Genomic DNA, 12,241 nt, shown 5'->3' on the forward strand with positions numbered 1-12,241 from the left:
GCAAGTTAGCAAGTTAGCAATATTTTAGCTTTAAAATTAAGCTGTGAAATATGAATTTTGAATTGTTTTTTATTAATTAAGAAAGTGGTCGGCGATGCAGGATTTGAACCTGCGACCCCTTGGACCCAAACCAAGTGCGCTACCAAACTGCGCTAATCGCCGATATTGAAGTATTAAACCTCGTTTTCATTGAACACTCAAACTGTGTATTTGAGACCACTTTTTGAGAAAGTGGTCGGCGATGCAGGATTTGAACCTGCGACCCCTTGGACCCAAACCAAGTGCGCTACCAAACTGCGCTAATCGCCGATATTCTTTTTGTAAATGGGGTGACTGATGGGGCTCGAACCCACGACAACCGGAATCACAATCCGGGGCTCTACCAACTGAGCTACAACCACCGCTATATTTACATGTTTTCAAATGGTGCACCCAGAAGGATTCGAACCTTCGACCGACGCCTTAGAAGGGCGTTGCTCTATCCAGCTGAGCTATGGGCGCATCGAAAACTTCATAGTTTACCAATAAGCCAATCTATTATAATAGAATAGTTACCTGCTTTTCAGCATTTAACTTGTGACTGTATAGGATATACCCAAACCAATCATTACCATTCTTTATAAATGAGAAAGTGGTCGGCGATGCAGGATTTGAACCTGCGACCCCTTGGACCCAAACCAAGTGCGCTACCAAACTGCGCTAATCGCCGATGCTTACTATTGTTAGCGAGTGACCTCGTTGACAACGGGGTGCATAATAGTGATTTGACCGTGTCAGGTCAAACCTTTTTTTAAGAAAATAAATCAATCGGTCATTTTTAGTTCATAATGGTCAAATATTGTGACGATCAGCTAAAATTTCAACTGTTTTATATAATTAGCGGCTATATCAGAAAAGCAACTTGGCGCATTAGCGCTTTTCTGCGAAAATAGTAAGCATATTAAAAACGAGTAATAAAGAACGTGTTCTTTATTAGCATTATATTACCCCTATTTCTATATGCATTCGTTTTTTTAAAGTATCGGTATTAAGTTAACTAACCCCAATTAAAGGTCACCCATGACGGCAAACATCATCGATGGTAAGGCAATAGCTAAACAAGTACGCAGTGCAGTAGCACAAAGAGTAAGTGAACGTGTTGCAAACGGTTTGCGCGCACCTGGACTTGCAGTTGTACTTGTAGGGCAAGATCCTGCAAGCCAAGTTTATGTAGGTTCAAAACGTAAAGCCTGTGAAGAAGTTGGCTTTATTTCTAAATCATTTGATTTACCAGCAGATACAAACGAGCAAGCATTATTAGATTTAATTGATGAACTCAATAACGATGCACAAGTTGATGGTATTTTAGTACAACTTCCTCTTCCTGCTGGTCTTGATGTTGAAAGAATCCTTGAGCATATCACTCCACTCAAAGATGTTGACGGCTTTCATCCTTATAACATTGGCCGTTTAGCACAGCGTATGCCTGCTCTTCGCCCATGTACGCCAAAAGGTATTATTACACTGCTTGATTCGACCGGTGTAAAATACAAAGGCATGCATGCAGTTGTTGTTGGCGCTTCAAATATTGTTGGTCGTCCTATGGCATTGGAACTATTACTTGCAGGTTGTACAACCACTGTGTGTCATAAATTTACGCAAGATTTAGAAACTCATGTACGCCGTGCTGATCTGTTAGTTGTGGCAGTTGGTAAACCTGAGTTTATTCCTGGGGATTGGGTTAAAGAAGGTGCAATTGTAATCGATGTAGGCATTAATCGTTTAGATAGCGGCAAATTAGTCGGTGACGTACAGTATGAGATCGCTGAACAAAAAGCACATTTCATCACGCCAGTACCTGGCGGCGTAGGCCCAATGACAGTAGCAAGCTTGATTGAAAATACCCTTGAAGCCTGTGAAAAATACCATAGCTAATTAGCCTATAACGTCGCATCAAGAATTAACAAGGGTTGCTGTTTAGCAACCCTTTGTTGTTATTTATGAGGCTATTTTAGCTGAGCGCTGGCGCCGTGTTAGCTTTAACAATTGCGGCAGCACAGAGAAGAAAATCATTAAAACCATAATCGTATATTGCCAAACTTGATAGTGCTCACTTAGTAATACCACGGCGCAAATAATACCTGCGATCGGATTAGCAATCGTACCGAAAGTAAACTCAACCACCGTCATCCGGCCAAGTAACCAAACATACAAGATATACGCAAGCGCTGTATTTGGCACAATTAACCAAAATAATGCAAGCCACTGTATTGAACTGACACCATTAGCAAGTACTTGATATTGTTGTGGATCAAAGTAAATAGCTTGAGTCATTGCGACTAATGATAACAATGATCCGCCAATGATCAGCTGCCATGTTAATACCGTCCACCAATGAGTGTGGCTAGACATTTTTTGCACTAAAGTACTACCAACAACAATTGTTAACAACGCACCAATTAAAGCGAATACTCCTAAGGCATTAATCGTGACATGCTGGGGATCAAATAATCGCCAAGCCAAAATCACTAATACAAGTGCGCACACCGATTGCAAAAACGCTGGACGCTGCTTTTTAAAAACCCACGCATAAATCAACGCAACCACAGGCACAGAGACCATACCAACACCGGCAATTGCCGCTGGTAAATTAACCGCCATAATAAAAATAAAACTAAAAAACAGGGCAATATTAACCACAGCTAATAATACTAAACCGCGCCACTGTTTTGCTTTAGGCCATGATGGTTTAAGCACAAATAACAGTAAACCCGCAGGTAATGCTCGCAACGCGCCAAGTAATATTGGCGGCCAATCTGGGGTGGCATATTTAGTGACCGCATAGGTGGTGCCCCATAAAAAAGCAGGGATCATGGCAAGAAAAATATTCATTTCATTCCTTTCAAAATAACTAAGAAACGCAAAGGTAAAACCTAAGGTTAAGTTGAGGTCAAGCTAGAAAAAATAAAAAGGCCGCCAAATTGGCAACCCTTTGTAATACTTACTAATACAATACTTACTAAAATATGTCTTATTCAGCAATGCCTATTTGACTGGCACTAGTAAGGTAATTAATTACGCTTTACGCCATGTAGTTTTACCTGCAGAGTCTTCCAGTATTACTCCAAGTGCATTTAAAGCATCACGCGCTTCATCGGCCGCAGCCCAATCTTTACCCGCGCGCGCTTCATTACGCTTAACTATTAACGCTTCTATTTGGGCAACTTCGTCATCTGCTTGGCCACCTTGTAAAAATGCCTCTGGTGCTTGTTGAGCAACCCCTAACACTTCCCCAAGACTACGCAGTACAAATGCTAACTTACCCGCTTGCTCAGCATCAACGTCTTTTACACGGTTTAGCTCTTTGGCTAATTCAAATAACACCGGTAATGCTTCTGGTGTATTAAAGTCGTCATCCATTGCTTTTCTAAATTTAGCCACATGTTCATTTGTTGCTAAATCACAACTGATAGGCTCAACACCACGAAGTGCCGTATAAATACGCTCAAGCGACGAACGTGCTTGATCTAAGTTCTCTTGCGAGTAATTTAACTGGCTGCGGTAATGACCAGAAATTAAAAAATAACGAACCGATTCAGCATCATATTCTTTAAGTACATCACGAACAGTAAAGAAGTTGTCTAATGATTTTGACATTTTCTCTTTATTTACTTGTACCATCCCCGTATGGATCCAGGTATTGACGTACTTGCCGTTATTTGCACAGCATGATTGCGCAATCTCATTTTCATGGTGTGGAAACTGTAAATCTGAACCACCGCCATGAATATCAAAATGCTCACCTAAATGCTTTGAGCTCATTGCCGAACATTCAATATGCCAACCTGGACGACCTTCGCCCCACGGTGATGTCCATGATGGTTCACCCGCTTTGGCTTTTTTCCATAACACAAAATCAAGTGGATCATCTTTATCTTGTGCTACTTCAACACGCGAACCGGCTTGTAGCATAGTTAAATCTTGCTGTGACAATGCACCGTATTGCTCAAACGTTGAGACGTCAAATAAAACATCGCCGTCGGCTGCAACATAGGCGTGGCCTTTAGTAACTAGTCGTTCAACCATTTCGATAATTTCGTCCATATGACCTGTGACTGTAGGTTCAATGTCTGGACGTAACATGTTTAGACTATCAAAATCTTCATGCATTGCTTTTGTCATACGCACAGTTAAGTCGTTAATCGCTTCGCCATTTTCATTCGCACGCTTAATGATTTTGTCATCAACATCGGTGATATTGCGCACATACTTTAAATCATAACCAATGTGACGAAGATAACGCACGATCACGTCAAAGCTTACAAATGTGCGGGCATGACCAATGTGACAATAATCATAAATGGTGATACCACACACATACATGTCGATCTTGCCGTCGACCATAGGTTTAAATTGCTCTTTTTGACGCGTGAGTGTGTTGTATATATTTACCATTTATTTTAAGTCCTTGACTATTTACTTGAATCGCTATGTTAACACTTGAAAAGCCCCTGCTCTAGCGCTTTATCAATTGAATAAGCACTTTGTTAATCTTAGCTAACTAAGATAAAATAGCGGCAAATAAATCAGCTAATAGGAAACCACATGGTTGTTCTACACACAAATTTTGGTGATATCACCATTAACATGCTCAAAGAAGATGCGCCAAACACAGTTAAAAACTTTTTACAGTATGCTAACGCAGGCTTTTACGACGGCACTATTTTTCACCGTGTAATTGATGGTTTCATGGTACAAGGCGGTGGTTTTGAACCAGGTATGACACAAAAAGAAGTGCATGATCCTATTCAAAATGAAGCAAACAATGGCCTTTCTAATAAGATTGGTACACTTGCTATGGCACGTACTCCTGATCCACATTCAGCAACAGCACAGTTTTTCATTAACGTGAATAACAATGACTTCTTAAACTTCAGCAGCGAAACATCTCAAGGCTGGGGTTACTGTGTATTTGCTGAAGTTGTTGAAGGCATGGACGTAGTAGAAAAAATTAAAGCCGTTGCTACAGGTAGCACAGGCTTTCATCAAGACGTACCTCTTGATGACGTTATCATCACAAGCGTAACTGTAAACTAATAGTACGCTTACCCACGTAACGTGGCGTTTTAGCGGGTATCTATGCTATACGTATATGCCCGCTTTATTTATTTTTAAAAGACTTACCTATGACTCGCCAAACCTACTTTATTGCCGACCTCCATTTAAGTGAAAATCGCCCAGATATCAGTGCAGCTTTTTATCAGTTTTTAGATACGCATATTATTAATAAGGATGTAGACGCGCTATATATACTCGGTGACTTTTTTGAAGTATGGGTTGGTGATGACTATGTAACCGCACTCTCAACTGAAGTTGCAAAGCATTTAAAAGTAGTGAGTGATAACGGCACCCCAGTATATTTTGTGCATGGCAATCGTGATTTCATTATGCGCGATAAATACGCCAAACAAGCAGGAATGACTTTATTACCCGAACAGCTGGTAATTGACTTATATGGCACTCCCACTGTCATTTTGCATGGCGATGAAATGTGCACACAAGATATTGAATATCAAAAGTTTCGTAAAAAAGGCCGCAGTTGGTGGTGGCCAAGATTAATGCTTGCTATGCCACTTTGGTATCGTCGTAAAGTTGCGCAAAATGCCAGAGAAAAATCAAAGCAAAATCAAACCGGTAAAGCGCTTGAAATATTAGATGTTACTGAACAAGCGGTACTAGCAACATTTGCAAAACACCAAGTAAAACATATGATCCATGGCCATACCCATCGCCCTAATGTGCATCATTATGAAGTAGATAAGCAAACACTCACTCGCACAGTGCTGGGTGATTGGTATACTCAAGGCTCTTATTTAGTTGTTACCGCACAGACACAAGAACTAGTAAGTGAACCATTCGCACAAATATAAAATATTGTCTACGCTTACTATATTGATCGTTTTTAGTACTGGTCGTAATGCTTAAATTATTTTTCATACTTATTTGTTTATTTTACGCAGGCCATACATACAGCCAAGATAAATGGCTTTTTGTTACCGAGCCTTTTCCCCCGTATTTTTCAGAGCAACTGCCGCAACAAGGTTGGTTAGCTGATATTATTATTACTGCATTAGCAAGCCAAGATATTGAAGCTAGCATTGAGTTTACAACTTGGGCTCGTGCACTAAGATTACTTGAAAAAAATAAGCGAACAGCTCTTTTAGGGGCTTATTATAGCGCCGAGCGAGAAAAAACATTCCACTATTCACGACCATTAGCAAAGTCATTTACTGGATTATTTAAACGAAAAAGTAGCAAAATAAATTACGATGGCAGTTTAACGTCATTACAGCCATACAGCATAAGTAAAGGTAGTAATTATATAGTTAGCGAGGGTTTTAGTAGTGAACATAATTTAGCCATTACAGCGACTAATGACTTGATCAGCAGCTTACGCGTGTTACAGCTTGGCCGCGTTGATTTAGTAGCTGGTACCAAAGAAGTCGGTGAGTACTGGTTAAACAATCATCCACAATTACAAACAGGACAGTCAATCGTATATATCCCTCCTCATTTAGCGTCCCACTACCTATATATTATTTTTTCCAAATCTGCTGTGCAAAGTAAGCAACAATTAATACAATTAGAAAACGGTTTCAACACCATTGTAAATAATGGTGAGGCCGCACAAGTTCTCCTACGCCATGGCTTTTCAGAAGCTAAGACTGAGCAATACCTACAATTTTTAAAACGTTAAAACACAAATGCTTATATGACTATCACTCCAAGCAACGAATTCTGCATCTTAAGATAGTTTGGGTATAGTAATAGTAAACTCAGTTTTAAAGCGCTCTGTAGAGTGTGGATTGGACTGTAATTTAATTTCCCCCTGCAAAATGTGTGTAACCCATTGGTGCACCATATATAAGCCAAGCCCAGTATTGCCAATACCACGAGCTGAGGTGTAAAAAGGCTCAAAGATGTACTGTTGAGACTCTGCTTTAATCCCAACACCGCTATCTGAAATGGTTAATTTAATGGATTGACTAGCAGCTTGTGCTATTTTTATCTCAATTTCACCGACTTGATTTTTGGCAAACCCGTGGGTTAGTGCGTTCATTATCAGGTTTTCTAGCACTTGGGAAATAATTCCTGGTCGGCTTTTTATATCTTGGTCAGTATCAACTAAGGTTTTCACTTTTACGTTTGAGTTTTTTAATCTTGAATTAAGGGAGATCAGTAAATCTTCAGTTATTTTTCTTATATTACATGTGATGACATCATCATTATGACGGTCTATCGCCATTTTTTTAAAACTTTTAACTAATACCGCTGCCTTATTTAAATTAATTTTAGCTAACCCTAAATTTTCCTCAATGCTCTGTGTGCTTTTATCTAATTGCGATTTAGTTAATCCGGTTTTTATCGCGTCACTCAACTTATTAATAACCACATTCGCGTTAGATACTGAGATAATAGCACCGCCAATGGGTGTATTCATCTCATGAGCAACCCCCGCCACCAACAACCCTAAAGACGATAGTTTTCGAGCTTCGAGTAAGCTTGTTTGTAATTGCTGCTGCTGCCTTATAGTTAAATCGAGCTGTTTGTTGACGCTATCTAACTCTACTTTTTCACGCTGTAGTTTATAAGATAAAGTAATTAGTTGCTGTTGGAATAAATATTCACGGTAACTAAAACCAAAACCGCAAATACATAAAACAACACTACACAGAGCAGCATATTGAAAAGCAGTCATTTTTGCATTATACAGCAGCTCTTTAGGGCTACCGATAAGTATAATAATCTCTTTATCTGAATCTGCGGTTCTTTGTGTTGATTCACGTAGTGAAACAATAGAGAATCGCCTGAAAGTATATAAACTGTCATGAAAAATACGTGAGGTGCTTTGTACGTCATGTTCAATGATGTGTTGCCAAAGCGCTGGAGAGTTATTTGCTAGCGAGTTATTAACTTGATTATACATAAACCCAAACTGTAATGCGGGATCCTTATTATACAACCAATAACCATCATGATTTAGAATATTTACTTGGGTGTTTTTTTCATCATATTGTCGAATATTACTAAATAAATAATCCAGATTAAAATTCACTACTAACAAGCCATCTATTAAATAATCACCACCTTGCGTTCTGTAAGTCACCCTAATTGTTGGCTCATGCGGGACAACAACTTTTCCACGCTCAATATTTAAATCAATTTCTGAAATAAATGTATTCGGTGGTGCAACTAACATCCCTTCTTTAAAGTAATAACGATTTTGCTTATTTTGTAATTGTGATACCTCAACAATTTCGCTTTTTTTATTGCTGAAATTAATTCTATAACGTTCTTTACCACTGCGTTCAAGCCAACGTATTTGTGAGATATTGGTTGATACAGAAGCAAAATTTAAAAAATAATCATTTATGAGCTTGTCGCTTTGTTGAGCGCTCAATGTATTTAAACCTGTATTACTTTTTAATACTTGGCCATTTGCTAACAGCTGAGTGAGTTTTTTAATACTGCTTAGCTCTTTAGATAAATCAGTACTCACAAGCACTAGTTTTTCATCTTGGCGCTCTTTTATTATGGTTACTTTTGACTGATAAACTTGCTCGTATACCAGCCAGCCAATTAATATCGCAACAAATAAAATAAACAGCGACTTTATGAGTACGCCTTTTTTGTCGCTATAAAATGAGTTACTTTTTTTAGTCATTTACATTATCAAACTGTGCTAACCAGATCAGTAAATCATCATAAAATAATGGTTTTGCAAAAAAGTAACCTTGGGCCATTTCACAACCTGCTTGTTTTAACCATTGCACCTCAAATTCGTTTTCAACACCCTCAGCAATAACTTTAAAATCAAATTGCTTTGCGAGACTGATGATCATTTTTATCATGTATTGATTATTTATATTATGCTCAAGGTTGCTGACAAAGTAGCGATCAATTTTTATCGCATTCGACGGTATTTCATTTATATGTGCTAACGATGAATAACCCGTACCAAAGTCATCAATACTCACTTTAATACCCAATGCCATAAATCGTGATAAAGCCTCTTTAATAAAGTTGTAATTACTGATCGCTTGGGTTTCTGTCACTTCAAGTTCCAGCATCGAGGGAGATACTTTATATTCCTCAATCCGACTTTTGATAGACTCAAAGTAAGAAGGATCGATCAAGTCATAAGATGATGCGTTAAACGCAATAGGTAAATTTATACCACATTTTTTAAGTTGATTAATTATTTGTAGTATTTTTTCAAAAATAACATTATCTAGCTCATTAATTAAACCAGCTGTTTCAGCAAGTTCTATAAACTCTTCAGGATTTACAAAGCTGCCATCAGCTAACTGCCATCTAGCTAGCGCTTCAAAACCAATTGGTTTTAATGTTTTCAAGCACATTTTTGGTTGCAAAGCGACACGCAATTCTTTGGTACTAATAGCCGTTCTCAAGCGCGCCATTAACTCATAGCGCCTTGTTATTGCCACTGTTTTCTCATCGGTATGCAAAATAAACTTCGCTTGAGTTACTTGCATGTAATTTAAACTCGACTCTGCCAGGCTAATTACTTTTTCGGGAGTAATATTTGATGCGCAACTTAGCTTTAACTCCAACACTCTTACGTCAATAAATTGCTTAACATTTTCAATTTCATACTTTTGTTTATTATGAAAACGCGCAATATCATCTGTAATATCAAAATCAACATTAATGAGCATGCCAAAGCTACTATTACTAATAATCGCAATTCTGGGGTCATATATTGAAAAAACATCTACAATACTTTTATGTACCAGTTTTATGATTTTTCTACAAAAATCATAACCAAAGGTAAATGCTTTTTCATCAAACTGATAAATATCAAAAATAATTAAACGCATTTTGGATTTTTCATATACGTTCATATTTTTAATTTCGCGAGTTAACCAGTTTCTATTCTGTAAGTTTAATGAAACATCGGTATAGGCAAGCTCGGTTAATCTATTTAATAATGAAATATTAGCAAATCCGCTACTGACGTTTTCACTAAATACTTTCAATAAATATTCGTTTTCTTCACTAATGGGATTATCTGATTTTACCAAGGTAATATAGTGCGTGCCTTCAGCAATGGTTGCTGGGAAGAAGAAGATACTATGCTGATTTGAAAACACATGACGTTTCTCTTGAATCGCTAGCTGGAAGTCATCGTACATATCGGCCAGTAAATTGCTATCTACTTTTTGTCCTTTCATACCATTAAAGCAGCCGTTGGTAGTGAGGATCATTGCATTGTCGCCTTTATCAAGGTTGCTTGAACAAAGGATCCCGCCTCCCTCGGATATTTTTAAAATATTGCTTAGTTCTTGCAGCACGGCAGCTGAGTATGAGCCCATATCATGTTTGCTATTAATGCTCCTTGATGCATCAAGCACAAGTTGCAAACCTTGTTTAGCGGCTGTTATTTGCGAAATATATTGCCAAGTTCGCATATTACTATTAACGATTGATTCAAGCTTTTGCGCAGAAATGTCAGACTTATTCCAGTACTCATCAATATCGAGCATTTTCATCACATCGGTTTCAGGGGCTAAACCGGGCTGCCCTGTTAGTAACACGATACGCATTTCAGCGTTGCCAATCACTTCTCTGATGGTATTTACCAAACGCAGTCCGGAGTCATCTTCTTCCATAACCACATCGATAAAAACAAGTGCTATATCTGGGTGCATACTTAAAGCAAGCGCAGCTTCTGGTACTGAGTTGGCCGCTAATAACTCATATTTGTAGCCTTCTTTGGCCTTTAATTCTTTTAAGCTATTAACTAATGCATGTTGATAATCGAGATCATCCTCAACGGTTAGAATTTTCCATACTTTAAGGTCAGTATTTACTAACTCTTCCTCAGCAGAAAATACAAATAATCCCTCTTTTTCATCCATATATACCCACCAAAATAATAATAGCAATGGCCTTTCATTTACAATGCATTGCAAAGCAATAAAATAACTGATAAATAAAAAAATTAACTTGCTTTAAATATTAGGTGAGAGTTTTTGATGTGTCTAATTTAAAAACACTTTTGATAATAAAGTATGTGCTACAGCATGGCTTGAAAGCTGCAGCACATGTTAGTGTTGGTTAAGCGCTTTTATTTACCGGCGTACCACTGTGAAACTTAAAATCGTCATCAAAAGATGTAATTAACTGCGCTTCAATTTCACCAAACTCTTTAACCCGCTCGGTAATATCAAAACCAGCAATTTCTTGGGCAAGAGTTAAATAGTCTTGATAGTGGCGTGCCTCAGAGCGCAATAACGAAATATAAAAATCACCTAAACGCTTATCTACATGGGGTGCAAGCGCGGCAAAACGCTCGCACGAACGAGCTTCGATGTAAGCACCGACTATGAGCTTATCGACCAGTGCATCTGGCTCAAAGGTTTTTACATGTCTTAGCATACCCTTAGCATAACGACACGGCGTAATACTTTGATACTCAATACCGTACTCATCCATGATCTCTAATACTTGATAAAAGTGGTGCAGCTCTTCTTTGATCAACATCACCATTTTATCAACCAAATCTTGCCCATAAGCTGAATCAGATTTTGGGATCACTGCTTTAGTCAGTTTGTTTTTAGCCGCAAGATCGCGCCAATTCCCTTCACGTTTGTATATCAGCGTTTCAAACGGCTTCAGCCACTCAAGCAAGGCATCGCTGCTTTGTTTATCCACGGCGTATTTACGAATTAAAAACATCGCAGATTGCGCGGCTTTAAGCTCACAGATGAGATGATCAATTAAAATAACCGCTAGGTTTTCTTTTTTAGTGGCTTCATCAATCCACCCTAAAGGGGTTTCACAACGTAAAAATTGCTTAATCGGTTCTAAAAGTTTGCTATGTGGCACGAAGGGAGTTGCTCATTAGTATCTGTCATTAAGAAAATGATTTTATCATGAAAAATGACTGATAATAAAACAAAGCAGGGGGTTTGATTAATTAAATAACCCGAACTCTAGTTAAATATATCCCCGCTGATTTTTTTGCTTTCGTCTCTCATTGGTGTTTCTTGACAAGACCCCATTACTGAACCATAACTTAATACAAGCTGTATAAAAATAAAACAGCGAACTAATACCAATCGACTTAAATATTTAACCATTCTAGCGAGCTAAATAAAGCGCTAACTGCGTTATAATTTTTTCAAGTAGAACAACTACATGTCAAAATTTACGCCTTGTTATCACTGTATTTATC

The 12,241-nt window shown here is 38.2% G+C and carries 9 protein-coding genes and 5 tRNA genes; 4 read left to right on the forward strand and 10 right to left on the reverse strand.

All coding sequences use genetic code 11. The annotated features are described in order from the left end of the window. Window positions 1-85: 85 nt before the first annotated feature. The 5 genes from H5201_RS21225 to H5201_RS21245 form a co-directional block, all read right to left on the reverse strand. Window positions 86-162: transfer RNA gene (locus H5201_RS21225), tRNA-Pro, on the reverse strand. 70 nt (window positions 163-232) lie between these two features. After that, window positions 233-309 (reverse strand) — tRNA-Pro (locus H5201_RS21230). 16 nt (window positions 310-325) lie between these two features. Beyond that, window positions 326-401 (reverse strand) — tRNA-His (locus H5201_RS21235). Between the two features lie 23 nt (window positions 402-424). Continuing rightward, a tRNA-Arg gene (locus tag H5201_RS21240) sits at window positions 425-501 on the reverse strand. A gap of 131 nt (window positions 502-632) precedes the next feature. Then, a tRNA-Pro gene (locus H5201_RS21245) sits at window positions 633-709 on the reverse strand. 350 nt (window positions 710-1,059) lie between these two features. On the opposite strand from H5201_RS21245, the gene folD reads away from it, so the two are divergent. Next, on the forward strand, window positions 1,060-1,914 hold the full coding sequence (gene folD, locus H5201_RS21250) for a bifunctional methylenetetrahydrofolate dehydrogenase/methenyltetrahydrofolate cyclohydrolase FolD (protein ID WP_149980758.1): 855 nt from the start codon (window positions 1,060-1,062) through the stop codon (window positions 1,912-1,914). 63 nt (window positions 1,915-1,977) lie between these two features. Here the strand turns inward: folD and H5201_RS21255 are convergent, their stop codons facing one another. Both H5201_RS21255 and cysS read right to left on the reverse strand, forming a co-directional pair. Further along, on the reverse strand, window positions 1,978-2,871 hold the full coding sequence (locus H5201_RS21255; RefSeq protein ID WP_182740252.1) for a DMT family transporter: 894 nt from the start codon (window positions 2,869-2,871) through the stop codon (window positions 1,978-1,980). Between the two features lie 183 nt (window positions 2,872-3,054). Beyond that, complete coding sequence (cysS, locus tag H5201_RS21260; RefSeq protein ID WP_182718148.1) at window positions 3,055-4,434, reverse strand: cysteine--tRNA ligase; 1,380 nt, start codon at window positions 4,432-4,434, stop codon at window positions 3,055-3,057. A 150-nt stretch (window positions 4,435-4,584) separates the two neighbouring features. Between cysS and H5201_RS21265 the strand changes: the two genes are divergently transcribed. The 3 genes from H5201_RS21265 (at window position 4,585) to H5201_RS21275 (ending at window position 6,736) form a co-directional block, all read left to right on the forward strand. Further along, window positions 4,585-5,076 carry a peptidylprolyl isomerase gene (locus tag H5201_RS21265; protein ID WP_145241476.1) on the forward strand — a complete coding sequence of 164 codons (492 nt, stop codon included), beginning with the start codon at window positions 4,585-4,587 and terminating at the stop codon, window positions 5,074-5,076. 89 nt (window positions 5,077-5,165) lie between these two features. Then, entirely contained in the window at window positions 5,166-5,909 is a 744-nt protein-coding gene (locus H5201_RS21270; protein WP_182718149.1) for a UDP-2,3-diacylglucosamine diphosphatase, read from the forward strand. 47 nt (window positions 5,910-5,956) lie between these two features. Beyond that, complete coding sequence (locus H5201_RS21275; protein ID WP_182718150.1) at window positions 5,957-6,736, forward strand: ABC transporter substrate-binding protein; 780 nt, start codon at window positions 5,957-5,959, stop codon at window positions 6,734-6,736. A 48-nt stretch (window positions 6,737-6,784) separates the two neighbouring features. Here the strand turns inward: H5201_RS21275 and H5201_RS21280 are convergent, their stop codons facing one another. The 3 genes from H5201_RS21280 to H5201_RS21290 all read right to left on the reverse strand — a co-directional run bounded on the left by H5201_RS21280 (window position 6,785) and on the right by H5201_RS21290 (window position 11,892). Beyond that, window positions 6,785-8,704, reverse strand: a complete 1,920-nt coding sequence (locus H5201_RS21280) for a sensor histidine kinase (protein WP_182718151.1) — start codon at window positions 8,702-8,704, stop codon at window positions 6,785-6,787. Beyond that, on the reverse strand, window positions 8,697-10,922 hold the full coding sequence (locus H5201_RS21285) for an EAL domain-containing protein (protein ID WP_182718152.1): 2,226 nt from the start codon (window positions 10,920-10,922) through the stop codon (window positions 8,697-8,699). Before H5201_RS21285 ends, H5201_RS21280 begins: the two co-directional genes overlap by 8 nt. A gap of 199 nt (window positions 10,923-11,121) precedes the next feature. Further along, on the reverse strand, window positions 11,122-11,892 hold the full coding sequence (locus H5201_RS21290) for a tRNA isopentenyl-2-thiomethyl-A-37 hydroxylase MiaE (protein WP_182718153.1): 771 nt from the start codon (window positions 11,890-11,892) through the stop codon (window positions 11,122-11,124). Window positions 11,893-12,241: the final 349 nt, after the last annotated feature.

This window comes from Pseudoalteromonas sp. SG43-6 (assembly GCF_014164365.1).
In the GTDB taxonomy this organism is placed as follows: Bacteria; Pseudomonadota; Gammaproteobacteria; order Enterobacterales; family Alteromonadaceae; genus Pseudoalteromonas; species Pseudoalteromonas rhizosphaerae.